23 protein-coding genes are annotated in these 22,074 nt (G+C 62.4%); 9 read left to right on the forward strand and 14 right to left on the reverse strand.

Going from position 1 to position 22,074, the window contains the following annotated elements:
* Positions 1 to 135: 135 nt before the first annotated feature.
* The 7 genes from QB898_RS02330 to QB898_RS02360 all read right to left on the reverse strand — a co-directional run bounded on the left by QB898_RS02330 (position 136) and on the right by QB898_RS02360 (position 4,318).
* On the reverse strand, positions 136 to 1,407 hold the full coding sequence (locus tag QB898_RS02330) for an AHH domain-containing protein (protein WP_279523637.1): 1,272 nt from the start codon (positions 1,405 to 1,407) through the stop codon (positions 136 to 138).
* A 77-nt stretch (positions 1,408 to 1,484) separates the two neighbouring features.
* A complete protein-coding gene (locus QB898_RS02335) occupies positions 1,485 to 1,691 on the reverse strand; it encodes a hypothetical protein (RefSeq protein WP_279523638.1) in 207 nt (68 codons plus the stop codon).
* Between the two features lie 39 nt (positions 1,692 to 1,730).
* Entirely contained in the window at positions 1,731 to 2,201 is a 471-nt protein-coding gene (locus QB898_RS02340; protein WP_279523639.1) for a hypothetical protein, read from the reverse strand.
* A 179-nt stretch (positions 2,202 to 2,380) separates the two neighbouring features.
* Entirely contained in the window at positions 2,381 to 2,746 is a 366-nt protein-coding gene (locus tag QB898_RS02345; RefSeq protein WP_279523640.1) for a hypothetical protein, read from the reverse strand.
* 95 nt (positions 2,747 to 2,841) lie between these two features.
* Positions 2,842 to 3,177: a hypothetical protein gene (locus QB898_RS02350; protein WP_346429791.1), complete on the reverse strand. Its 336-nt coding sequence runs from the start codon at positions 3,175 to 3,177 to the stop codon at positions 2,842 to 2,844.
* Positions 3,178 to 3,365: 188 nt separating this feature from the next.
* Positions 3,366 to 3,902, reverse strand: a complete 537-nt coding sequence (locus tag QB898_RS02355) for a hypothetical protein (protein ID WP_279523641.1) — start codon at positions 3,900 to 3,902, stop codon at positions 3,366 to 3,368.
* Positions 3,903 to 3,928: 26 nt separating this feature from the next.
* On the reverse strand, positions 3,929 to 4,318 hold the full coding sequence (locus tag QB898_RS02360; RefSeq protein WP_279523642.1) for a peptidoglycan recognition protein family protein: 390 nt from the start codon (positions 4,316 to 4,318) through the stop codon (positions 3,929 to 3,931).
* A 334-nt stretch (positions 4,319 to 4,652) separates the two neighbouring features.
* Here QB898_RS02360 and uvrC point away from each other — a divergent pair, with 334 nt between their 5' ends.
* Positions 4,653 to 6,632, forward strand: coding sequence for an excinuclease ABC subunit UvrC (gene uvrC, locus QB898_RS02365; protein WP_279523643.1), 1,980 nt, complete (start codon positions 4,653 to 4,655; stop codon positions 6,630 to 6,632).
* A 284-nt stretch (positions 6,633 to 6,916) separates the two neighbouring features.
* On the opposite strand, the gene QB898_RS02370 is transcribed toward uvrC, so the two are convergent.
* Both QB898_RS02370 and QB898_RS02375 read right to left on the reverse strand, forming a co-directional pair.
* Entirely contained in the window at positions 6,917 to 7,654 is a 738-nt protein-coding gene (locus tag QB898_RS02370; RefSeq protein ID WP_102283101.1) for an SIMPL domain-containing protein, read from the reverse strand.
* A gap of 62 nt (positions 7,655 to 7,716) precedes the next feature.
* Entirely contained in the window at positions 7,717 to 8,103 is a 387-nt protein-coding gene (locus tag QB898_RS02375) for a hypothetical protein (RefSeq protein WP_279523644.1), read from the reverse strand.
* Between the two features lie 187 nt (positions 8,104 to 8,290).
* Between QB898_RS02375 and ompR the strand changes: the two genes are divergently transcribed.
* The 3 genes from ompR (at position 8,291) to ppk2 (ending at position 12,145) form a co-directional block, all read left to right on the forward strand.
* Positions 8,291 to 9,022 (forward strand): osmolarity response regulator transcription factor OmpR, encoded by a 732-nt coding sequence (ompR, locus tag QB898_RS02380; protein ID WP_050715726.1) that lies wholly within the window; start codon positions 8,291 to 8,293, stop codon positions 9,020 to 9,022.
* 125 nt (positions 9,023 to 9,147) lie between these two features.
* A complete protein-coding gene (locus tag QB898_RS02385; RefSeq protein ID WP_279523735.1) occupies positions 9,148 to 10,608 on the forward strand; it encodes an ATP-binding protein in 1,461 nt (486 codons plus the stop codon).
* Between the two features lie 331 nt (positions 10,609 to 10,939).
* A complete protein-coding gene (gene ppk2 / locus QB898_RS02390) occupies positions 10,940 to 12,145 on the forward strand; it encodes a polyphosphate kinase 2 (RefSeq protein ID WP_050715727.1) in 1,206 nt (401 codons plus the stop codon).
* A gap of 625 nt (positions 12,146 to 12,770) precedes the next feature.
* On the opposite strand, the gene QB898_RS02395 is transcribed toward ppk2, so the two are convergent.
* Positions 12,771 to 14,633: an extracellular solute-binding protein gene (locus tag QB898_RS02395; RefSeq protein WP_279523646.1), complete on the reverse strand. Its 1,863-nt coding sequence runs from the start codon at positions 14,631 to 14,633 to the stop codon at positions 12,771 to 12,773.
* Positions 14,634 to 14,675: 42 nt separating this feature from the next.
* Here QB898_RS02395 and fabI point away from each other — a divergent pair, with 42 nt between their 5' ends.
* Complete coding sequence (gene fabI, locus QB898_RS02400) at positions 14,676 to 15,482, forward strand: enoyl-ACP reductase FabI (RefSeq protein WP_102283095.1); 807 nt, start codon at positions 14,676 to 14,678, stop codon at positions 15,480 to 15,482.
* Positions 15,483 to 15,583: 101 nt separating this feature from the next.
* On the opposite strand, the gene QB898_RS02405 is transcribed toward fabI, so the two are convergent.
* On the reverse strand, positions 15,584 to 15,934 hold the full coding sequence (locus QB898_RS02405; RefSeq protein WP_050715730.1) for a YgiW/YdeI family stress tolerance OB fold protein: 351 nt from the start codon (positions 15,932 to 15,934) through the stop codon (positions 15,584 to 15,586).
* Positions 15,935 to 16,219: 285 nt separating this feature from the next.
* Here QB898_RS02405 and QB898_RS02410 point away from each other — a divergent pair, with 285 nt between their 5' ends.
* Positions 16,220 to 16,492 carry an oxidative damage protection protein gene (locus QB898_RS02410; protein WP_050716549.1) on the forward strand — a complete coding sequence of 91 codons (273 nt, stop codon included), beginning with the start codon at positions 16,220 to 16,222 and terminating at the stop codon, positions 16,490 to 16,492.
* 102 nt (positions 16,493 to 16,594) lie between these two features.
* On the opposite strand, the gene QB898_RS02415 is transcribed toward QB898_RS02410, so the two are convergent.
* The 3 genes from QB898_RS02415 to QB898_RS02425 form a co-directional block, all read right to left on the reverse strand.
* Positions 16,595 to 16,999 (reverse strand): glycerate kinase, encoded by a 405-nt coding sequence (locus QB898_RS02415; RefSeq protein WP_279523647.1) that lies wholly within the window; start codon positions 16,997 to 16,999, stop codon positions 16,595 to 16,597.
* A gap of 14 nt (positions 17,000 to 17,013) precedes the next feature.
* Entirely contained in the window at positions 17,014 to 17,616 is a 603-nt protein-coding gene (locus tag QB898_RS02420; RefSeq protein WP_050715732.1) for a TIGR00645 family protein, read from the reverse strand.
* Between the two features lie 346 nt (positions 17,617 to 17,962).
* Positions 17,963 to 19,438 (reverse strand): amino acid permease, encoded by a 1,476-nt coding sequence (locus tag QB898_RS02425; RefSeq protein ID WP_279523648.1) that lies wholly within the window; start codon positions 19,436 to 19,438, stop codon positions 17,963 to 17,965.
* 231 nt (positions 19,439 to 19,669) lie between these two features.
* On the opposite strand from QB898_RS02425, the gene QB898_RS02430 reads away from it, so the two are divergent.
* From QB898_RS02430 to QB898_RS02440, 3 genes are all read left to right on the forward strand, one after another.
* Positions 19,670 to 20,494 (forward strand): ABC transporter substrate-binding protein, encoded by an 825-nt coding sequence (locus tag QB898_RS02430; RefSeq protein ID WP_050715734.1) that lies wholly within the window; start codon positions 19,670 to 19,672, stop codon positions 20,492 to 20,494.
* Between the two features lie 105 nt (positions 20,495 to 20,599).
* Positions 20,600 to 21,361: an amino acid ABC transporter permease gene (locus tag QB898_RS02435; protein ID WP_371256826.1), complete on the forward strand. Its 762-nt coding sequence runs from the start codon at positions 20,600 to 20,602 to the stop codon at positions 21,359 to 21,361.
* Positions 21,358 to 22,065, forward strand: coding sequence for an amino acid ABC transporter permease (locus QB898_RS02440; RefSeq protein WP_050715736.1), 708 nt, complete (start codon positions 21,358 to 21,360; stop codon positions 22,063 to 22,065). Before QB898_RS02435 ends, QB898_RS02440 begins: the two co-directional genes overlap by 4 nt.
* Positions 22,066 to 22,074: the final 9 nt, after the last annotated feature.

Genomic DNA, 22,074 nt, shown 5'->3' on the forward strand with positions numbered 1-22,074 from the left:
GGATATTTACCATTGCGGGGCGTGCCATCAAATAAATTAAAACGATCGCGAGGGCTAAGCCATTTGTCTTCTTCTTCGGCATCTTTGAAAAGAAAAGAAGCATAACCGTCGAAATTGCATTCCAGGATGTGCATGTCATTCTTTCGGGGGAGCTGGTTTCGATCCGGGATAGGTTCCGTCTAGCAGGCTCTCGCGGATTCTGTTCAGTATATCGACAGCTCTATCACGATTATTAATGCGACCTAAATCTCTGTTTATTGCATTGTAATAATCATCACTATGCAAACTCGGATGGTAAGCCCCTGGCGCCGTGCTGCCGGGCCGGCTGGGCAGGAAAACACCGTTTGCCGCTGAATTCAGGTCTATGGGCGGGTTGAAGCTGCCCAGCAGGTCGCGGATGCGCTGGGCGCGGCGGTCGCCATAGGGCACGATGTGGTGCGCGGCGGTGTCTGGCGGCCTTGGCACGCCTGCAGCCTCAAGGTTGCCGCCCAGTATCTCGGAAGGCGTTTTGTCCCGCATCTGATCGTCCCTGTCTGGCGGCGGCGCAGAGGGGTTGATCAGCGGCGCGGGGGCTGCCGGAATGTGGATTTGCGGCAGCAGCGAGGGCAAGGGCGGCAGTGAGTCCTCGCCATAACCTGGCGTGCCGCGCGGCCTCTCAAGGCGCGGGTCATAGCCGGGCGGGCCATAGGTGTCAGGCGGCGGCGCGAGCGGGAAGCCGCCGCCCACGGCGCCAGGGCCGATCCAGAGCGGGGGCGCAAGCTGGACCAGGGGTGTATTGACGGGGCCGGGCGCGGGCAAATCAGGACGCCAGCGGCCATCGGGGTCGAAATCGAACACGCGGCCGGTTGGCCCGGGACTGCCGCCTTGCGAGCCGGGAGCGTTGCCAGGGCCGCCGCTGGGCAGGCCCGCCGGTGAGCCGCTGCCTGCCGAGCTGCCGCCTGTTGAACCGCCGCCTGGCGTGCCGTCCTCTGGCGAGCCGCTGCCCGGCGTGGGGCCAATGGGGCCTGAGGCGTTGTTTGATGGCTTGCCGTTACCGGGCAGCAGTCTGGGTGAAGTCAGGGTTTCGCAGCCGCTGCCGCCATGCCTGCGCACGCGGCGCGATGAAGCGCCGTCTCTGCGCCAGTCATCGTCGCCGTCATCGCAGCTTGGCGAATCGTGCCAGTCATAAGGCGCATCGTGATCGCTTTTTGCGGCTGCCTGCTCCTGCTGCCCCTGCTGCCCCTGCTGGCGTTCCGGCTTCCGGGCGCGGGCGGGTATCTGGCTGGCAATGGAAAGCGGCAGCGGCAACTGGGTCAGATCCGTCTGTGCGCCTTGGCCTGCGGCGGGAGAAGGCGGGACGGAAGGCTCGGGCAGGGCGGCGGGGGAAGGCGGCGCAATAGGCCGGGCCGCAATGGGCGTCAGTCGCATGGCAACTCCTGTGCAGAACGAAGGTGGAAGACAAGCGGCTGCATGTATACGTGAAATAGACTACCTACGTAAACTATTCAATTACTGGCGTATCGGGAATTGACCATCGTGCCAATACGGATGGAGCGCCGCAGGCATTGATTCTTCAGCACGCGTATGCCAAGCCATCTTTGATGGCCATTCCTGAAAACCGTCGCGCTGACAACATGGCGGAGAACCCAGGCCAATTCACGCGGCCGCGCCTGCTGGCTGATTTTCCCTTTGGCAGAAACCGTCAAATTCATGGAATTCCGGGCCTGTCAAATGGCAATCGGGCGCGCCCTTTATTGCCATGATGAACGGTGATGCCAATATAAGAAACGGGCAACAAAAATGGCCCCGCGCATGGCTGGCCCAGAATTTTCATCACCCGCAAAAATGCAGCCTGCCTGGTATGCGCCGGGACGATTTTCATTACCAGAATGGCGGAAAACCGCAATCCGCTTTCGAGCAAAAGAAGAAGTATTCCTGGTATGCCCCTCCATCAATTCTGATGAGAGCCGCGCGGCTGGGTCTAATTTCCCAGCGCGCTTTGCGCCATCTTCCAGCGTCATGGAGCCAGAAGCGCTACATAGGACCATGATTAACCTATGCATCCAATCCTGGCCGCTGATTTGCCGCACTTTTGAGAAATAGCGCTGCATCGTAGCGGCATCCGGATGTTTCCGAGCAGCCTTCTGGTATTTACCCGGCCAAAACCGACACACTGAATCAAGAATGATCATAAAAATACGGGCCATAGACTTCAGAAGCACGGCTTTAACTTCAGGGCAGAAAAATCATAATATAATATATCGATCCAGGTTGTACCCATCCATGCTTTTGGGCGGACATCAAGGGATGAATTATCACATGACAATGGCCGATCATTTTTCGCAAAATCTAAAAGAGATGCCTTCATGAAAATCATGAAGGCATCGCGAGTCACCTGGCATTATTGCCAGAATGGCGAAAAATCACATTCCGGGTAATATAGGTATATTTTCTGTTTTGGCTCACCCTCGATGATGACATTAGCAGAACGAGCGGCGCTGATTCCCCAATAGGCTTTACGTCCATCTTCCAGCACCAGTGAACCATGAGCTCTACATGAAACCCAGACGATTTCGTGCATCCAGTCCCGTTCGCTGATTAACCGCGCTTTGGAAAAATAACGCCGCACCGTGGCTATGTCGGGCTTGAAAGTACTGCAATCAGGCTCTCGCAGTTCTTTGCCGCGCCCGTGACTGCCTTCAATATGGATTCGTCGAATAGGTGGAAGTGGTGATGGACACAGCAAAATCGTGGATTCGTATTCCATGATTTCCGAGCAGTTTTCTGATATCGGTTGCGCCGGAGATTCGATGGCCGAAATCAAAATAGCTGACAAGCATATGCCCCATCTTAATACATGCCTCATTTCCATTGGGCGGTAAGCGCTTCAGACCCAGTTTTACGGGACACAATAGGATGAGCAAAAATTTCTGATTCTGGTATTGAAAACTCATTACGAAGTTGCTGTATCAACCATTTTAGTGATGTATTTTGTTCTGCAGTAACCTGTTCAAATACGAGAACTTGTTCTTCTTCTGTGGATAATTTACTAATCCTTATCTCCTCTCGCATTTGAGCGGCAATGTTTGTTGACAAATTTTCGTATTTTAGTGTCTTGCCATTTCCAGTGGTGATGGTGAAATTGAAGCTTCCATCCGGATTGCTGGTTTCCTGATGATTTTTGGCCTTGTAAGCCATACCTGCCAGTTCGATTCCAATGGAGTCGCTATTGGAAGGAAAACGGTCGCCAGCCTGTTTTTCCCTTTCCCGCTGGGCTTCTCCTCTTGGATCATGTTTTTGATTCAGCTTCGTTTCTTCAGGCGAGCAGCTTTTTTCTTGCGCGCAGCGGCTCCTGAGTGGCCCTACATGGTTTGTTGTCTGATGTTTTACGGGCTATTTTGGGGTGCAGGCTGCTTTTCCCTGCCCAACCGCCGCCGCAACACCAGCCGCTTGACAAGCAAAAACATGGGAAACGACAGTAAAAACGCTAAAAATCCGTGTCCCACGCTCCACACTTTGAATGACACGGGAATCACTTTATTGTCGGCGGCGATTCGGTAGCGCGCAGTCATAAAGGCATTGGTATCCAATCGGTTGTTTGCGTAAAACAGCTCGAACGTGTCGGACGGCAGGCGGGTCAGTTGCAGGTAGATGCCTTCGCGGTCGCGCAACACGGTGTCTTCGCGCACCAAGGTTTCGCTGCTTTTCCATTGGTTCAGCGGTTGGGCTTGGATTTCGCCCTGCGTGTTGCGGACGGCCACGGCAAACAGCGGGCTGATTTCGTTGCCTTCGGCATACTGTTGTGCCGGGCGGTGGCGTATGCCCCAGGCCAACGCCATAAAAATGGCCAACCATAGGGCGAAATTTAGGGCAAGGCTGACGGTTTTGGCGATTCCGGTAACGAAAAATTTGCGGGTGTTCATATTGCCTGAAACGGATAAAGCCGTTTTCAAACGGCCTTTAAATCCTGTGCATGGCTTTGAACAGCTCTTCGTCCTGCATACGGATTCAGCGAAGCGGTCTGGTAAATGGTTCCGTCCTTGTCAATCAGAAAGTGGGCGCCATTGGCCTTGTCCTGTGCGTAGCTGTTCAAGGTTGAATTGACCGAAGGAGATTGGGTCTGATAGATGATCAGTCCATTCACCTTTGGCATTTCCATACGCTCAATCTTCGGGCTGATGGTTTCGCGCCCTGCTGCCGTTTTCAGCAGCACCCTTTCATGCTGGACGTGGCCTTTGTCGTCAATGTTGAGCTGGGAGGCGCCGGTTGCCGCGCCTTTGGCGGTTGCCGCTGTGGCTTGCTGCTGGCCAGCCAGGGGCGGGCGGGCATCGCGCGCCATCCGCGTGAGCGTTTGGCTGTTGCCGGGCGTGGAGGGGCTGGAGGCTGGCTGCGGGCTGTCTGCGCCGGCGGGCTGCGGCTGGGGCGCATCGGGCAGGGATTGAAGGCTGCTGCGGGAGGCTGTGCTGGATATTCCATTCATGGCCTGCTCCTTGATGAAAACCCTGACATTCGGGCAGTCCGAAGGCTATACGTAATATTTATTCCTTGCAATATATATGTTTCGTTTATGGCTGATATGTTCGTAAAACTTGTCAATTGTCATTTTCACAAACTAACCGGACGCTTGTCCCTGCTGCCGCCGCCATTTCAGCCCCCTTCGTACACTTCATCCAATGACCGGGTCTGACGCGCTTTCTTCCTCATCTTCCGCCGCTGCCGCCCACTCGCCGCAGTTGCTGGCCCAGGTGGCCGCGCTGCCGGCGCTGCCGGGGGTGTACCGCTACTTTGACGAAAAGGGCCAGGTGCTTTATGTGGGCAAGGCGCGCAATCTGAAAAAGCGCGTGTCCAGCTATTTTCAAAAGAACCACGGCGGCACGCGCATTGGCCACATGGTCAGCAAGATTGCGCGGCTGGAGACGACGGTGGTGCGTTCCGAGGCCGAGGCGCTGATTCTGGAAAACAACCTGATCAAGCAGCTCGCGCCCAAATACAACATTCTTTTTCGCGACGATAAAAGCTACCCCTATCTCAAACTGACGGGCACGGGGCATGAAAAAGACACGCCGCCGCCTGCGGCCCCCAGCGCGCTGGCGCACGCGCGGCTGGCTTATTACCGTGGCGCAGTGGATCGCAAAAACCGCTATTTCGGCCCTTATCCGAATGCCTGGGCGGTGAAAGAAACCATCGAGCTGCTGCAAAAGGTGTTTCGGCTGCGCACGTGTGAGGATTCGGTTTTTGCCAATCGCACGCGGCCTTGCCTGCTTTATCAAATCAAGCGCTGCACCGCGCCTTGCGTGCGCCTGATCAGCCATGAGGATTACGCGGCGGACGTGGCGCGCGCCGGGCAGTTTTTGCACGGCGAAACGCAGGCGCTGCTGCAATCGCTGCAAGCGCGCATGGCGGCGCATTCAGAGGCGCTGGAGTTCGAGCAGGCCGCCGTGCTGCGCGACCAGATTGCCGCGCTCTCGCGCGTGCTGCACCAGCAGGCGGTGGAAACGGGCGGCGAGGCTGACGCCGACATTCTGGCCGTGAAAGTGCAAGGCGGCCGCGCGTGCGTGAACCTGGCGATGGTGCGCGGCGGCCGCCACCTGGGCGACCGCGCCTACTTTCCCGCGCAAGTGCAAGACGCGCTGGCGGGCGAGCGGCTGGACGAAGCCGGGCACGACAGCATCGAGGCGCGCGTGCTCGATGCCTTCATCGCCCAGCACTACCTGCACGTGCCCGCGCCCGCGCACCTGATTGCCAGCGCGCCCGTTTCCGCTGCGCTGCTGGACACGCTGGCGGGCAAGGAAGAGCGCCGCATCACCGCCACCTGGGCGCCGCGCGGCCAGCGCCGCGTGTGGCTGCAAATGGCCGAGCAAAACGCCGCCTTGCAACTGGCCCGCCTGCTGTCGGAAGAAGGCTCGCAGCAGGCCCGCACCCGCGCCCTGGCCGAGGCGCTGAACCTGCCTGATGACGATCTGGACAACCTGCGCATCGAGTGTTTTGACATCAGCCACACCGCTGGCGAGGCCACGCAAGCCAGCTGCGTGGTCTTTCACCACCACAAGATGCAAAGCAGCGAATACCGCCGCTTCAAGATTGAAGGCATCACCGGCGGCGACGACTACGCCGCCATGCGCCAGGCGCTTGAGCGCCGCTACGGCAAGCTGGCCCAGGCGCTGCACGGCGACGAGCCGCAAGAGGTGGAAGCCGCGCGCGCGCGCCTGCCCGATCTGGTGCTGGTCGATGGCGGCAAAGGGCAGGTTGCCGTGGCGCGCGAGGTGTTCGCCGCGCTGGGGCTGGAGCTTTCGCGCATCGTCGGCGTGGAAAAAGGCGAAGGCCGCAAAGTGGGCCTGGAGGAGCTGGTCTTTGCCGATGGCCGCCCCAAGGTCTGGCTGGGCCACGACAGCGCCGCGCTCATGCTGGTGGCGCAAATCCGTGATGAAGCCCACCGCTTTGCCATCACCGGCATGCGCGCCGCGCGCGCCAAAACCCGTGTGGGCGGCAGCCGCATTGAAGAAATTCCCGGCATCGGCCCCCGCCGCCGCGCGCGCCTGCTGCAACGCTTTGGCGGCGCGCGCGGCGTGGAAAACGCCAGCGTGGACGACCTCGCTACCGTGGAAGGCATCTCCCGCACCCTGGCCGAGGCCATCTACAAGGCGCTGCATTGAGCGGTCGCCCGGCGCCTGTGCAGCGCCCGCTCGCAAAGGAAGGCAGTCCAGGCAGGCGGAAGGCGGGCTTATTTCGCTCCTTTATCAATAGCATGAGGTCCTAGTGGAAAGGGCGCGAGGCGGCATTTCAGATGCCCTGAATTCGCTCCTTTTTTAAAAGCCTATTTGCAATCTGCCTGCGGGCACAAAAGCGTGGACTCAAGCGGTTTGCGCCTTGCGGCTTATCCCGATCTGCTCTTTCGCCCCTCTCGGCCAGACTCTGAACAGGTTTAAGACAAAACGAATTACTGCGCCTGCACCGAGCCGGAAACCGTTACGCGCACCGTGCTGGTTCCTGGCTCTACGGCCACAGCGGCCTTTTTGCTCAGCAGGCTGGCTGATTCAGGCGCCGCCGCATACATGGCGCGCGGCATGAATTCATCGTTTTCATTGCCCACGCTCACTTCGCGCAGGGTGTAGCTGGCAAAACCAAAGGCGCGGGTGATTTCGGCGGCGCGCGCCTTGAAGGCATCAATGGCCTGCTTCTGCGCTTCGGTCTGCGCCTTGGCGCGCTGCTCGCGGCTCAGGTCGAACTCCACATGGGAAACCGTCATGGCGCTCACGCGCGCCGCCGCTGCGGTAATGCGCGGAAAGTCGCGCCCTTGCAGCAGCACCGAGGCGCGGCCCTGCCAGCCGCTGATCTTGTTGTTGCGGTCATAGCGGGGAATCACGCTGAATTCGCCCGTTTGCACGTCCATTTGCTGAGGTTCGGCGGTTTTTCTGGCTTCTGACAAGGCGGCGTCCAGTGCCGCGCGCAGGTTTTCCTGCACCTGAGCGGCAGAAGCGCCTTCGCGGTCGGCGGAGAGCGTCAGCATGAGCAAGTCCTGTCGGACTTCAACGCTGCCCTGGGCAGCCAGCTGGAGAACGTTCTGGGGAGCGGTCATGGTCATTGGGCGGGTTTCAGCCTGCGCCGCAGCGGCCAACGCGAGCAGGGCGGCGCACAGTCCGAGGCGCGTGGCAGGCGAGAGTCGGGAAGAGGTCATGAGATTGAAAAGATGAAAAAAAGCCGCCAGAACCCGGCGGCAAGGGGAAAAAACGCGAAAACTCAGTCCGTGCTGCTTGCGCTGCCGACTGACGCCGGCACTTGAAGCGTTGCCAACGCAGGCGGCGCTTCACCCGTAGCTATTGGCATGGAAACCACGGCGCCATTGGCGCTACCGGCAGCTGCAGATGGCGGGGCCGCTGGAGTCATGTGCGCGGCCATCTGGGCTGCCATGTGGGCAGCGTCGTGCGCCGTGTAGCCGCGCACCTGTTCTCGCAGCAAGGCGCGCTCTTCGGCGGAAAGGCGGCGCTGCGTGGCGCGCTGTATGGCGGCAGGCGTGCGGTAATGCGCTTCAATGCTGTTCCACAAGTCGCTGCGCTGAACGCCAGGCGCGCCTTCGCCTGCTGGCTGCGCCCAGCAAGGGCTGGCGGGCCAGATGAAGGCGAACAAGAGGATTGAACGGACTGCTGACATGGCGCAGCGGAGCTTCGCACAAACGCCCGCATTTGCCACTCCCCGGCATGGCCGGTCAGTGGCAACAGACGTAACACAGTGAAATCCGGGCGGCAAAACTCCGTTTTTCGCGTTTTGTCAAGGCCACAATCGCCACCGTTACAAATTCGACCTCAGGAGAATCATGAACCAGCTCGCCAATCGCACCGACAAGATCGTGGTTGTTGATGATGACGCCCGCATTCGTGACCTGCTGCGCCGTTATCTGGCGCAGGAAGGCTTTGAAGTGATCGTGGCCGAAGACGCCAAGGCGCTGTCACGCATCATGCTGCGCGATGCCGTGGACCTGATCGTGCTTGATTTGATGATGCCTGGCGAAGACGGCCTGTCTGTCTGCCGCCGCCTGCGCGCTGCGGGCGACAAAACGCCCATCATCATGCTCACGGCCAAGGGCGAGGACGTGGACCGCATCGTGGGCCTGGAAGTGGGCGCGGATGACTACCTGGGCAAGCCCTTCAATCCGCGTGAGCTGCTCGCGCGCATTCACGCCGTGCTGCGCCGCCGCCCGCCGCTGGAAGCGCCTGGCGCGCCCGCTGCCGAGAGCGAGTCGGTGAGCTTCGGCCCCTTCGTGTTCGATCTGAGCGCCCGCTCGCTGCACAAAAACGGCGTTGAAATCTCCCTGACCACGGGCGAATTCGCCATGCTCAAAGCGCTGGTGCGCCATCCGCGCCAGCCGCTGTCGCGCGAAAAACTCGCCCAGCTGGCGCGCGGCCGCGAATTCGAGCCGTTCGACCGCAGCCTGGACGTGCAGATTTCCCGCCTGCGCAAGCTCATTGAGCAAGACCCGGCCAGCCCGCGCTATATCCAGACAGTGTGGGGCGTGGGCTACGTTTTCGTGCCCGACGGCGCCAACTGATTTGCGCTGACCGCGCGCTTTGTCCGCTCTGGCCTGCCAAGGAAACACGGCGGGCCATTTTTGTATGCCTTTCTTTCCCAAACCCGCACATGTCTGACAGCGCCGAATTGTTCGATTCCATGAGCATGCCGCTGGAAGGGCTGCCGCCGTCCGCTTCTTCTCCCCAGAAAAGCCCGGCGCGCCGCAAGCGCAGGCGCTCCGGCACGGGCCTGAGCCTTTTCTGGCGCACCTTCTTTTTGCTGGCGCTGATGCTGCTGGGCAGCGCCCTGGCGTGGTATCAGCTTTTTCGCACGCTGGAGCACGAACCGCGCGCCATCCAAAGCGCGCGGCAGGTCGCCTCGCTGGTCAATCTCTCGCGCGCCGCGCTCATCCACTCCGACGCCATCGCCCGCATCTCTCTCATCAAAACGCTGGCCGAGCAGGAAAAAGTGCGCATCGCTCCGCACGAGCCTGATGACCGCTTCACCCTCTTTGACAACAGTCCCCTGGAGCAGCGCATCAGCGAGGAACTCGTGGCGCGCCTTGGCCCCGGCACCCTCGTGGCCAGCCGCGTCAATGACGAGCCGGGCCTGTGGGTCGGCTTTTCCATCGAGGGCGACTCCTACTGGCTGCTCATGGACCGCTCGCGCGTGAGCGCTGTGCTGGGCGGCGGCGCCTGGCTGCTGTGGATCGTGGGCCTGTGCGCCACCTCCCTGGTGGGCGCTGCCTTGCTGGCGCGCCTGATCAACCGCCCGCTCAAAGACCTGGCCGTGGCCGCCGCCAGCGTGCGCAGCGGCGACTACGTAGGCCACCGGCTGGAAGAAAACGTGGCCTCGCGCGAAGTGCGGGAAGTCAATGTCGGCTTCAACCGCATGGCCGACCAGCTCTCGCAGATTGAGCTGGACCGCGCCCGCATGCTCGCCGGCATCTCGCACGACTTGCGCACCCCGCTGGCCCGCCTGCGGCTGGAAACCGAAATGAGCGTGCCCGACGAACAGGCCCGCGAGCACATGGCCGCCGACATCGCGCAGGTGGACTCCATCATCAACAAATTTCTCGACTACGCCCGCCCTGAAGAAGTGGAAATGCACCCTGTCAGCCTGGCCGAAGTCATTGAAGGCTGCATCTACCCCTTCAGCACCCGGGAAGACATCCGCATCAACGCCACCATTCCGCTGGATTTGCGTGTCATGGCTGACGAAGTGGAGCTGGGCCGCGTGTTCTCCAACCTCATCGAAAACGCCCGCCGCTACGGCAAAACGCCCGGCACCGGCATCACCACCGTGGACATCAGCACCAACTTGCACGAAGGGCGCGTTTTTGTGCGCGTGCGCGACCACGGCCCCGGCGTCTCCGCCGACAACCTGCCCAAGCTCACCCGCCCGTTCTTCCGTGGCGACAGTGCCCGCACCGAAGCCACCGGCGCGGGCCTGGGCCTGTCCATCGTCGTCAAGATGGTGCAGAACATGGGCGGCCTGCTGCGCCTGACCAACAGCCTGGAAGGCACCGGCCTGGTCGCCACCATCCGCCTGCAGCAGGCGACCGCCCAGCCGCAGACAGGCAGCCGCCGCAATGGCCGCAGCCGCAAGGCCGATCCGCAAGCCTGAGGGCCTGTTCAAAGCCACGCCGTGGGCGTGAAAAGCGCGGACCCGGGCGCTCGTGGGCGCCGCAAATTCTTGTCAGGCCACAGTGTTATTCGCTACTCTATACATAGCATGATGTCCTGATGGAATCTGCGCCAAACGCATTTTTTACCCTGTTAGGTCTGCTCTTGTTTTGATGCAAATGAACGCACTGCCGCTTGCAGCGGCGCTCCTGCCGTTTTCTCTTTTGCTGCGCGGCAACACTGAGGCGGGCGGTCTTATCAAACATCAAGGCGCGCCCGCGTGAACAGGCACATAGTTCAAAATTTTTGATACCTGAAGGAGCATAAAAACGATGGCACGAGACGATGCACAGAAACCCCAGGCCGCCAAGGCCAAGAGCGGCAAGAGCGCGCCGGCAGCCAAGGCGGCCCAGCCGGCAGCCGCCAAAACCGGCAGGCGCGCGCCCGAAGTGCGGCCCGCCGCTGCGGGCGACACACCGCCCTCGCTGCAACGCAAGGACATTGAAAACTTCGTGGCCCGCAAAAGCGCTGTTGCCGCGCAAGACACGCTGGTTTCCGCCGCGCAGGGCCTGATTGACCCGCAGGCGCCCGGCACGCCCGCCGAGCGCGCCAAGGCGCTGCGCGCCCTCATCGAAGGCGCATCGCCCGACGATCAGCGCGCGCTGCGCAAGGCGCTGGAGCGCCACGCCACCCTCTCGCCGGGCAAGGTCAATCCTGACGAGGAGCTGGCCGATGACTGGCGCGAAGGCGGCTACCCCTACAAGAACCTGCTGCGCCGCAGCACCTACGAAAAGCAGAAATTCCGCCTGCAAGTGGAGCTGCTCAAGCTGCAAGCCTGGGCCAAGGAAAACGGCCAGCGCATCGTCATCCTCTTTGAAGGGCGCGACGCCGCTGGCAAGGGCGGCACCATCAAGCGCTTCATGGAGCACCTCAACCCGCGCGGCGCGCGCGTGGTCGCCCTTGAAAAGCCCACCGACGCCGAGCGCGGCCAGTGGTACTTCCAGCGCTACGTGCAGCACCTGCCCACGCATGGCGAAATCGTGCTGTTTGACCGCAGCTGGTACAACCGCGCGGGCGTGGAGCGCGTGATGGGCTTTTGCACCAATGACGAATACCGCGAATTCATGCGCCAGGCCCCCGAATTCGAGCGCCATCTCGTGCACTCGGGCATTCACCTCATCAAGTTCTGGTTCAGTGTGAGCCAGGAAGAGCAGCGCCGCCGCTTTGCCGAGCGCAGGGCGCACCCGCTCAAGCAGTGGAAGCTCAGCCCCATCGACAAGGCCAGCCTCGACAAGTGGGACGACTACACCCGCGCCAAGGAAGCCATGTTCTTCGAGACCGACACCGCCGACAGCCCGTGGATCGTGATCAAGAGCGACTGCAAAAAGCGCGCCCGCCTGAACGCCATGCGCTACGTGCTGCACAAGCTGCCCTATACCAACAAGGACGTCACGCAGATCGGCAAGCTCGATTCCCTGATCGTGGGCCGCGCCTACGCCGTCTATGAGCACGGCGAAAAACCACCCCTGATGCCCTGATCCGGACGCGGGGCCGCCCGCCTCGCGCCGCCATTGCGCGGATAGGCCGTCGCGCGGCGGCCCCATCTGGCCAGCGGTGCGCCCTGCTGGCTCGCCTGACCGTCAGGGGCGGAAAAACGAATCGGGCCAGGCCAGGAGTTTCGCCTCTTTTTAGCTCCTTGTTCCATAGCATGAGGTCCTAGTGGAGCATGCGCGAAATGGCCTTTCAACCCTATCAAATTAGCTCCTTTTTTTAATGCCATGCGGCATGGCTGAGGCCGCCCCGCTGGCTCGGCTCTCCCTTTCATCCCTGCGTCCGCCCTGGGCCTGCAGCGCGGGCGCTTTCCATGCGCCCTGCATAAGCAGGCCGCGAGCAGGTTCTGCTTTCCTCGCCCGCACCCACGGCGCTGGCGCATCCCTGCGCAGGCGCTGCCGCGATGCGCAGCTGGTTTGGGAGCGCGCAGCCCTTCATTTCACATCAAAAAGAGGAGCAAATTTGAAGGGATCAAAACCGGTTCTTGCGCCCATTTCACTAGGACATTACGCTATTGAAAGCAGAGCGTAATAACTCTTTCCGCTCACGGCCTGCGGCCCGGCCGAAGCGGCAAAATGCCAGCCGCCGCCCGCCGGGGCAGGCAGGCCGCCTTCATGGCGCGCCGCGCGGGCTGGCTGCCGCTTCGGCGCTGCGCGCCCACCACGTCCAGATGGCCCAGGTTTCGGCCTGAAAGTAGGCGGGCGTGACGGCGGGCGGGTGCAGGCGCCAGGCGTTGTAGGCCATGTTGTGCACGGGCGAATACCACTGGGGCAGCAGGTAGTGGCTGTGGGTGATGACGCGCTCCAGCGCCCGGCAGGCGGCCAGGTAGTCCGCGTGCCCGCGCGCGCCGACCATGCGGGCAATCAGCTCATCAATGGCGGCGCTGGCGGCGCCGGGGTAGTTGCCCGAGCCTTCGGCACGGGCAGCGGCGCTGCCGAAAAGCTCGGCCATTTCCTGCCCTGGCAAGGCGGCGCCGGCATAGGCCAGCGACGTGATGTCAAAGTCAAACCGGTCCAGCCGCTGCTGGTAAAGGGCGAAATCGACGGCGCGCAGGCTCAGGCGCACGCCGATTTTTTCCAGATTGCGCTGCCACGCGCCCACCACGCGCGCGCCTGCTTCGCTGCTGTCCAGGTATTCCAGCGCCAGGGGCTGGCCTTGCGCGTTGCGCAGCCAGCCGCTGGCGTCGGGCCGCCAGCCGGCCTCGGCCAGCAGCGCCTGGGCGCGGCGCAGGTTGTGGCGCAGGCCGTGGGGGCCGTCTTCGGGGCGGTCGGTGCGCGGCGGCTCGAAGGCGGCTCCGAAGGCGGCGGCGGGAATTTGAGCGCGCAGCGGCTCCATCAGGGCCAGCTGGGCGGCGTCAGGCAGGCCCTCGGCGGCGCATTCTGTGTTGCCGAACAGGCCCTTGACGCGGTTGTAGCTGCCGTAGAAAAAGCGCCGGTTCATCCACTCATAGTCCAGCGCCAGGCCCAGCGCCTGCCGCACGCGCGCATCTTGCAGGGCTGGGCGGCGGCTGTTGAGCACGTAGCTTTGAAAGCCGGTGGGCAGCCGGTGGCGAAAGCTGCCTTTGACCAGCTCGCCCGTGGCAAAGCGCTTGCCGCTCATGCGCCGCGCCCAGTCGCCAGCGGAGAACACGCGCATCAGGTCGAACTCGCCCGCCTTGAAGGCTTCCAGCCGGGCGGTGTTGTCGCGGTAAATCTTGACGAGGATGCGGTCGAAATGGCCCGTGCCGCGCCGCACGTTCAGATCGCGCCCCCAGTAAGCGGGGTCGCGCACGTAGGTGATGTCTTTGCCAAAGCGAACGGGGCCGATACGGTAGGGGCCGCTGCCAATGGGCGGCTCCATCACCACTTCATTGAAGGGCTTGCCCTGGCCCCATTGGCGGCTGAACACGGGCAGCGCGCCCACGGTCAGGGGCAGCTCGCGCGAGGGCTTTTTGAAGCGAAAGCGCACGGTGCGCTCATCCAGCGCGTCAGCGCCCGCCACATCGGCCATCAAAGTGGCGTAAGCGGGGCGGGCGTGGGGGCCGGTGAGGGTGTCAAAACTGTGCTTGACATCTGCGGCCAGCACCGGGTCGCCGTTGTGAAAGCGCGCCTGCGGCCGCAGGCGGAAAGTGGCCGAAAGGCGGTCGGGCGCCACCTCCACATCTTCGGCCAGCAGGCCGTAGGCGCTGCCCGCTTCGTCCAGCGAGCCGATGAGCAGGGTGTCAAACAGCAAGTCATCCAGATACGCAGGCGCCGTGCCTTTGAGGGTGAAGGGGTTGTATTTATCGAAAGTGGACACGCGAAAGCTGCTGACCAGCCGCAGCTCGCCGCCCTTGGGCGCGTCGGCATTCACGTAGTCGAAATGGGCAAAGCCGGGCGGGTATTTCAGCTCGCCCCACAGGGCGTAGCCGTGGGCGGCGAAGGCGGCGGGGGCGGCCAGCAGAGCAATCAGAGTCAGCCCCGCGCAGGCCCGTGCAAAGCGGCGGATTCGATACATTCGCGGATTCTGTCTCACACGCACTCACCGGAGTTTTCATTCATGACACAGGGTTTTCTGGCGGGCAAGAAGCTGCTCGTGACCGGCGTTTTGTCCAACCGCTCCATTGCCTACGGTATTGCCCGCGCCTGCCGCGCGCAAGGCGCCGAGCTGGCCTTCAGCTACGTGGGCGAGAAGTTCAAGGGGCGCATCACCGAGTTCGCCGCCGAGTTCGGCAGCGAGCTGGTGTTTGACTGCGACGTGGCCGATGACGCGCAGATTGAGCGCCTGTTCGCCGATCTGGGCGCGGCCTGGGGCCGGTTTGACGGCTTTGTGCACTCCATCAGCTTTGCGCCGCGCGAGGCGATTGCGGGCAATTTTCTGGATGGCCTGTCGCGCGAGGGCTTTCGCATCGCGCACGACATCAGCGCCTACAGCTTTGCCGCCATGGCCAAGGCAGCGCTGCCGTATCTGAACGACCGCTCGGCGCTGCTGACGCTGAGCTATCTGGGCGCGCTGCGCGCCATTCCCAACTACAACACGATGGGGCTGGCCAAGGCCAGTCTGGAAGCGGCGGTGCGCTATCTGGCCGAGGCGCTGGGCCGCACGGCCGATGGCCGCTGCGTGCGCGTGAACGGCATCAGCGCCGGCCCCATCAAGACGCTGGCGGCCAGCGGCATCAAGGACTTTGGCAAGCTGCTGGGCCGCGTGGCCGACGCCGCGCCGCTGCGCCGCAACGTGACGATTGATGACGTGGGCAACGTGGCGGCCTTTTTGCTGAGCGACCTGGCCGCAGGCGTGACGGCCGAAATCACCTATGTGGACGCAGGCTTCAGCCAGACGGCCGGGCTGTCGGCGGACATGGTCTGAAGCCCCCTGCTTTTCAGAACCTGTTCACAGACACGAAAAAAAGGGCGCGCGCGGCGCCCTTTTCTCATGGCAGACGGCGTCTGCCCGAGGCAATCGCTTTGTTACTGCACGATGCGCAGCGCATCCACGTCGATCTCGGTGGTTTCCATCACGTCAGCGTCAACTTCACCCACGATCTCCACCGTGGTGCTGGCCGCAATGGGCTGGCCTTGCGGGAACAGATGGCCGTCAATGTCCACGCGGATTTCGCCCGTGCCGTCGGAGAAGATGTATTTGTCGCCGCGTAGCTGGCGCACGATCTTGCCGCGCAGGGTCACATGCTGGTCATCCACGGGGTGGGCCAGAATGGCCTGCACGCTGGCAGGCGCAGGGGTCGAGCCAGGGCCGGCGTACTGGGCGAAGGAAGCGGCAGCAGCGGCCATCAGGGCCAAGGCGAGAGCGGTTTTTTTCATGGCGTCTCTGAAAAAAGTGGAGAGAAAGGCGCGCATTCTGGCGGCCTGCCGCGCGGCGGCGCGGGCGCTGCCATCTAAATTGAGCGTTTAATGGGTGTATCAGAAAGCAGGGGGCGCGCTTGACGCACCCCCGCTTTCTTTCTGCCGCTGCCGCCGGTTTGCGCGCTGACCTCCGGCTTTCAATTCCCTGGCCCCCAATTCCGCCTGGGCATTGGGGGCAAGAGCGGCTTGATACAGTCGCCGTTTTTTCCGCTTCTTCTTACTGCAAGACAAAGGCATTTGCACATGGCACGCATGGTTCACTGCATCAAGCTCGGCAAAGAGGCCGAGGGACTGGACTTTCCGCCCTATCCGGGCGAGCTGGGCAAGCGCATCTGGGAAAGCGTGAGCAAGCAGGCTTGGCAAGACTGGCTGCGCCACCAGACCATGCTCGTGAATGAAAACCGCCTGAACATGGCCGACCAGCGCGCCCGCGAATACCTCAAGCGCCAGATGGAGGCGCACTTCTTCGGCGCGGGCGCCGATCAGGCCGCAGGCTACGTGCCGCCCACCCAGTAAGCGCCCAAAGAGCGCTTCGGGAGCATCCGCCAGAAAGGGCGACCGCGCGAAGCGGTTGCCCTTTTGCTTTTTTGCGCTGCCTTCGCGCCGCCGGGGGCGCTTTCAGCCGCTGGTGGCGGGCGGGCGCTCCAGCCGCCACTGCGTCAGGCGGCCATGGACGAATTCCGCCGTCACGCTGGAGCCGCCGCCATCGCGCCAGCGCCAGGCTTCGGCCTGCGGCTGGCTGGCTGGCTCCACGCGCTCGCCCAGCGCGCCCGTCATGGCCACCACATGCAGCAGCGGCAGGCGCGGGCGCAGGCGGGCGTTGAGCATCACGGCGCTGTCCACATAGCCCAGGGGCCGCGCGGCGGCGCGGCGCATCACCGCCAGCAGCCGCGTGCAGTGCAGCAGCGCCCATAGCACCACGCCGCTGGCCGCCAACGCCAGGGCTGGCCAGCCGCCCTTGAGCCAGGCCGCAGACAGCAAACCCAGCAAGGCCAGGGGCACAAGCAGGCGCGCGGCGTTCATGCCTTGCGGACCGCTCAATGCCCGCCGTGCGCGGCGGCGGAGGTCATCAGCCGGTCCACCAGTGCGATGGCCAGCGCCGACAGCAAAAAGGTGAGGTGTATGCCTGTTTGCGCGATCAGCATGCGGTCGGAATAGTTGTCGGCGTTGATGAAGGTTTTGAGCAGGTGAATGGAGCTGATGCCGATGATGGACAGCGCCAGCTTCACCTTCAGCACGCTCGCGTTCACGTGGCTGAGCCATTCCGGCTGGTCGGGGTGGTCCTCCAGGTTCAGGCGGCTGACAAAGGTCTCGAAGCCGCCGACGATCACCATGATCAGCAGGTTGGAAATCATCACCACGTCAATCAGCGCCAGCACCACCAGCATGATGACCGTCTCATTCAGCGCCGCCACGGGCGCGCCGCTCTTGTAGCCAATGCTCTCCACCAGCGCCTGCAAGGCATGCTTGTTGCCAAAGGCCGCTTCCACCAGATGCCACAGCTCCATCAGAAAGTGCGCCACATAAACGCCTTGCGCCACGATCAGCCCCAGATACAGCGGCAATTGCAGCCAGCGGCTGGCAAAAATCAGGGCGGGCAGAGGCCGCAGGCGCGGCGGCGAGAGATCGGCTTGATTCATGACGGGGCGTGAAGAAAAAAGCGGCGGATTTTAAAAATCTTGCCCACAGTCTGCTTCCCGGTCAGGCGCTGGCTGGCCAGCCTTGGCGGTCTTGGCCTCAGAACCTGTTCAAAGCCAGCATTCAGAGGCTTCCACAAGAGTGTTTTGCTCTTACAAGAGGAGCAAATTTGAGGCCATGAAAACGTGGCTTGCGCACTTTTCACTAAGACCTCATGCTATTGAACAAGGAGCTAATCAAGGCGTGAAGTCCGCTTGCGCATGAGCGGGCGGCGCTGCTGTAGCCAGCTTCGAACAAGACGCCCGCGCGGCCTGCCAGCCTGCGCGGGCGTTTTGCGCGCTGCGGCGCTCAGTCGCGGTCGGTCTTGCTCAGATCCACTTCCTTGAGCGCAATCAGGCGCGTGCGGTAACGCAGCTTGTGATAGACGAGAAAGCCGAAGAACACGGGCAGCCCCATGTAGGTGACCAGCAGGCGCTCCCAGTCGAAATCGCCGTCCAGTATCAGCTTGGTGTCTTGCCCGATGATGACCAGCACGCACAGCGCCAGCGCCAGCAACGGGCCAAAGGGAAACCATTTGGCGCGGTAGCGCAGCCCGGAAAGCGGCCTGCCTTGCGCCACCCAGGCGCGGCGGAAGCGGTAGTGGCTGATGGCGATGCCCACCCAGGCAATAAAGCCCGTCAGGCCCGAGGCAGCCAGCACGTACTGGTAAGCCGCGTCGTTGCCCAGTTGCAGCATGTACACGCCCAGCACCAGCGCGCCCGTGGCCAGCAGGGCGGGCATGGGCACGCCGCGCGCATCCACCTTGCCGAAGGCGGGCCAGGCCAGGCCGCTGCGCCCCATGGCGTAGAGCATGCGCGTGGAGGCATACATGCCCGAATTGCCCGCCGAGAGAATGGAGGTGAGGATGACGGCATTCATGGCCGCCGCCGCAAAGGCCAGCCCGGCGCGCTCGAATACCAGCGTGAAAGGCGATTTGGAGATTTCATCCACGTCCGCGCCCAGCAATTCGGGGCTGGTATAGGGAATAATGAGGCCGATAATGGCGATGGCGAGAATATAGAAAATCAGGATACGCCAGAAAACCTGGTCAATGGCGCGGGGAATGTTTTTTTCCGGCTCCTCTGATTCGCCAGCGGTAATGCCAATCAGCTCCGTGCCCTGGAATGAAAAGCCCGCCACCAGAAAAACCCCCAGCGTGGTCAGGAACTGCCCGCCCAGGCTGCCGCCCAGAAAAGGCGCGTCGCCCATGCTGAAGTTTTTCAGCCCGATATATTGGCCGCCCATGATGCCGAAAATGGTGAGCACGCCGATGCCGAGAAAAATAATGACGGTGACCACCTTGATGAGCGCCATCCAGTATTCGGTTTCGCCATACACGCGCACCGAGGCCATGTTGAGCAGAAAAATCATGCATAAAAACAGCAGGCTCCAGCCCCAGGCGGGCATGAAGTTGCGCAGCGGCTCCCAGTAGCTGATGACGACGGCGGCCACACTCACGTCCACCGCCGCCGTGATCACCCAGTTGAACCAGTAATTCCAGCCCAGCGCGAAGCCCAGCGAAGGATCGACAAAGCGCGTGGCGTACGTGCTGAAGGAGCCGGAAACGGGCATGAACGTGGCCATTTCGCCCAGCGACGTCATGAAGAAATAGACCATGAGGCCAATGGCGGCGTAAGCCACCAGCGCCCCGCCCGGCCCGGCGCTGTGAATGGCCGAGCCGCTGGCCATGAACAGGCCCGTGCCAATGCAGCCGCCAATGGCGATCATGGAAAGATGCCGCGCCTTGAGGCGGCGCTGGATATGGTGGACAGCAGTGTCTGACATGAATGTGAATGCTGAAAACGAAAGCCGCAATTGTGCGTGAGGCCGCGCGCCAAGGCGCGGCGGCAGGGGTTGCCGCAGGCGGCGGCGCGCGGCGCAGGCGATCCAACCCCCGGTTGGATGGTTATGTGAAAAATATCGTTTCGGGCGCGGCGCAAATGTGGTTTGATACGCGCCTTCGCTGAAGCGGCGCGGCCCGCGCCGGTTTTCCCTATTCCGACAGGAGCAAATGAAATGAAAAAGCAACTGGCATGGCTGGGCGCCGCCGTTCTGGCGCTGGCTTGCACGCAGGCGCTGGCCGACCGGCTGGAAGATATTCAGAAAAAAGGCGTGCTGAAAGTGGCCTCTTTTGACAGCAATCCGCCTTTTGGCTTTGTGGATGCCAAATCCAAGAAAATCGAAGGGCTGGATGTGGATTTTGCCCAGGCGCTGGCCGACAAGCTGAAAGTCAAGCTGGAAGTGATTCCCACCAACCCGGCCAACCGCGTGCCGCTGCTGGTTTCGGGCAAGGTGGATTTGGTAGTGGCCAATTTCACCATTTCGGAAGAGCGCGCCAAGCAGGTGGATTTCAGCATTCCCTATTTCGCTTCGGGCCAGCAATTCATCATCAAGCAAGGCACGGCGCTGGAAAAGCCCGAAGACCTGAACAAGCTGCGCGTGGGCGTGGACAAAGGCACCGTGAATGAGGGCGTGATTCGCAGCCAGTTTCCCGGCGCCACGGTGGTGGCGTATGACGACACGCCTTTTGCCTTTGCCGCCCTGCGCAACGGCAATGTGCAGGCCATCACGCAAGACGGCCCCAAGCTCATCGGCCTGCTGGCCAACGTGCCCGATCGCGACAAATACGTGATTCCGCCATTCACGGTGTCTGAAGACCTGATTGGCATTGGCATTCCCAAAGGCGAGGCGGCGCTCAAGAAAGTGGTGGACGAGGCCCTGCTGGAGCTGGAAAAAAGCGGCAAGGCCGAGCAGATTTACAACGCCTGGTTCGGCCCCGACACAAAAACGCCGCTCAAGCGCCTCTATAAAATCGGCCAGGAAAAACCGCAGGCCAAATAAAACCATGTTTTGTAACGCCCTGTTTTGAAAAGGGCGCGGCCCGGCCCGAAACCCTGCCGTCGCTGAAAGGCAGGGTTTTTCTTTTTTGCAAATGAGCAATGGCACATGGCGATGAATGTTTTTGGCGAACTGCTCGCGCCCCAATATCTGGGCTGGCTGTGGCACGGCTTTTGGGTGACCATCGGACTGTCGCTGTGCGTGTGCGTGGCCGCCACGCTGGGCGGCTTTGCGCTGTGCGTGGCGCGCCTGCAAGGGCGCGGCGTGGTGCAGTGGGCGGCGCGCGTTTATCTCTCGGTGTTTCGCAACACGCCTTTGCTGGTTCAGCTGTTTTTCTGGTATTTCGGCGCGAGCGCCTTTTTGCCTGAAGGCTTTTTGCCCTGGCTGAACACGCCCCGGCAGATTGAAGTGGCCGGGCTTGCGCTGCGCTGGCCTTCGTTTGAGTTCATTGCCGGTTTTTTCGGGCTGACGCTGTTTACGGCGGCTTTCATTGCCGAAGAATTCCGCGCGGGCGTGCAGGGCGTGGGCGCCGGCCAGCGCGCCGCCGCCGCCGCGCTGGGCCTGACGCCTCTGCAAGCGTGGCGCCACGTCATCTTGCCGCAGGCGCTGCACAACGCCTTCTCGCCCCTGGTGGGCCAGTACATGAACGCGGTGAAAAACAGTTCGCTGACGATGGCCATCGGCCTGGCCGAGCTGTCTTACGCCTCGCGGCAGGTGGAAACGCAAACGTTCAAGACCTTTCAGGCGTTCGGCATTGCCACGCTGCTGTATCTGCTGCTGATTGCCGCAATGGAAGCGGCCTCGCAGCTGTGGCAGCGGCGCGGGCGTTTTCGCCGCGCGGGGCGTGAAGCGGTGAAGGCGGCGGCATGAATTTTTCCGTCGTCTGGGACAACCTGCCTTACCTGCTGCTGGGCGCCTGGCCCGATGGCCCGCTGGGCGGCGCGGCGCTGACGCTGGCGCTGAGCCTGGCTTCGGGCGCGGCTTCGGCCCTGCTGGGGCTGGCGCTGGGCATTGCGCTGGCCATGCTGCGCCAGCGCGCGCTGCGCGCCGCGCTGCTGGGTGCGCTGGCGTTTTTGCGCGCCATTCCGGTGCTCATGCTCATCTTCTGGGTTTACTTTTTGCTGCCCATCGCCTTCGGGCTGGATGTGCCGGAGCTGCTGACCGTGGTGCTGGCGCTTTCGCTGGTGGGCGGCGCGTATCTGGCGCATTCGGTGTACGCGGGCATCAGCAGCTTGCCGCCCGGCCAGATGCAGGCTGCGCTGGCGCTGGGCATGACGCGCTGGCAGGCCATGCGCCGCGTGGTGCTGCCGCAGGCGCTGCCGATGATGCTGCCCTCCTTTGTCAATCAATGGATTGCGCTCATCAAGGACACCTCGCTGGCTTACGTGATTGGCGTGGGCGAGCTGTCTTTCGTGGCCACGCAGGTGAACAACCGCGTGATGGTCTATCCCGCCGAAATCTTTCTGGCCGTGGCCGTGCTGTATTACCTGATGTGCGCCAGCCTGGATGTGGCATCAGGCTGGCTGCTCAAGCGCCAGCCCGCGCGCGCCTGGCAGGAGCCGCAAGCGGACTGACTGCGGCAG

The organism is Ottowia cancrivicina (assembly GCF_029813755.1).
GTDB lineage: Bacteria > Pseudomonadota > Gammaproteobacteria > Burkholderiales > Burkholderiaceae_C > Ottowia > Ottowia massiliensis.

Bases quoted from the DNA above. Each gene is read 5' to 3' on its own strand.
- QB898_RS02350 (WP_346429791.1), bottom strand. From the start codon at position 3,177: ATGGCTTACAAGGCCAAAAATCATCAGGAAACCAGCAATCCGGATGGA.
- QB898_RS02410 (WP_050716549.1), top strand. From the start codon at position 16,220: ATGGCACGCATGGTTCACTGCATCAAGCTCGGCAAAGAGGCCGAGGGA.
- fabI (WP_102283095.1), top strand. From the start codon at position 14,676: ATGACACAGGGTTTTCTGGCGGGCAAGAAGCTGCTCGTGACCGGCGTT.
- QB898_RS02345 (WP_279523640.1), bottom strand. From the start codon at position 2,746: ATGGAATACGAATCCACGATTTTGCTGTGTCCATCACCACTTCCACCT.
- QB898_RS02440 (WP_050715736.1), top strand. From the start codon at position 21,358: ATGAATTTTTCCGTCGTCTGGGACAACCTGCCTTACCTGCTGCTGGGC.
- QB898_RS02370 (WP_102283101.1), bottom strand. From the start codon at position 7,654: ATGACCTCTTCCCGACTCTCGCCTGCCACGCGCCTCGGACTGTGCGCC.
- ppk2 (WP_050715727.1), top strand. From the start codon at position 10,940: ATGGCACGAGACGATGCACAGAAACCCCAGGCCGCCAAGGCCAAGAGC.
- QB898_RS02385 (WP_279523735.1), top strand. From the start codon at position 9,148: ATGCCGCTGGAAGGGCTGCCGCCGTCCGCTTCTTCTCCCCAGAAAAGC.
- QB898_RS02335 (WP_279523638.1), bottom strand. From the start codon at position 1,691: ATGAATTTGACGGTTTCTGCCAAAGGGAAAATCAGCCAGCAGGCGCGG.
- QB898_RS02430 (WP_050715734.1), top strand. From the start codon at position 19,670: ATGAAAAAGCAACTGGCATGGCTGGGCGCCGCCGTTCTGGCGCTGGCT.
- ompR (WP_050715726.1), top strand. From the start codon at position 8,291: ATGAACCAGCTCGCCAATCGCACCGACAAGATCGTGGTTGTTGATGAT.
- QB898_RS02415 (WP_279523647.1), bottom strand. From the start codon at position 16,999: ATGAACGCCGCGCGCCTGCTTGTGCCCCTGGCCTTGCTGGGTTTGCTG.
- QB898_RS02405 (WP_050715730.1), bottom strand. From the start codon at position 15,934: ATGAAAAAAACCGCTCTCGCCTTGGCCCTGATGGCCGCTGCTGCCGCT.
- QB898_RS02395 (WP_279523646.1), bottom strand. From the start codon at position 14,633: ATGTATCGAATCCGCCGCTTTGCACGGGCCTGCGCGGGGCTGACTCTG.
- QB898_RS02420 (WP_050715732.1), bottom strand. From the start codon at position 17,616: ATGAATCAAGCCGATCTCTCGCCGCCGCGCCTGCGGCCTCTGCCCGCC.
- QB898_RS02330 (WP_279523637.1), bottom strand. From the start codon at position 1,407: ATGCGACTGACGCCCATTGCGGCCCGGCCTATTGCGCCGCCTTCCCCC.
- QB898_RS02355 (WP_279523641.1), bottom strand. From the start codon at position 3,902: ATGAACACCCGCAAATTTTTCGTTACCGGAATCGCCAAAACCGTCAGC.
- QB898_RS02360 (WP_279523642.1), bottom strand. From the start codon at position 4,318: ATGGCGCGCGATGCCCGCCCGCCCCTGGCTGGCCAGCAGCAAGCCACA.
- QB898_RS02425 (WP_279523648.1), bottom strand. From the start codon at position 19,438: ATGTCAGACACTGCTGTCCACCATATCCAGCGCCGCCTCAAGGCGCGG.
- QB898_RS02435 (WP_371256826.1), top strand. From the start codon at position 20,600: ATGGCGATGAATGTTTTTGGCGAACTGCTCGCGCCCCAATATCTGGGC.
- uvrC (WP_279523643.1), top strand. From the start codon at position 4,653: ATGACCGGGTCTGACGCGCTTTCTTCCTCATCTTCCGCCGCTGCCGCC.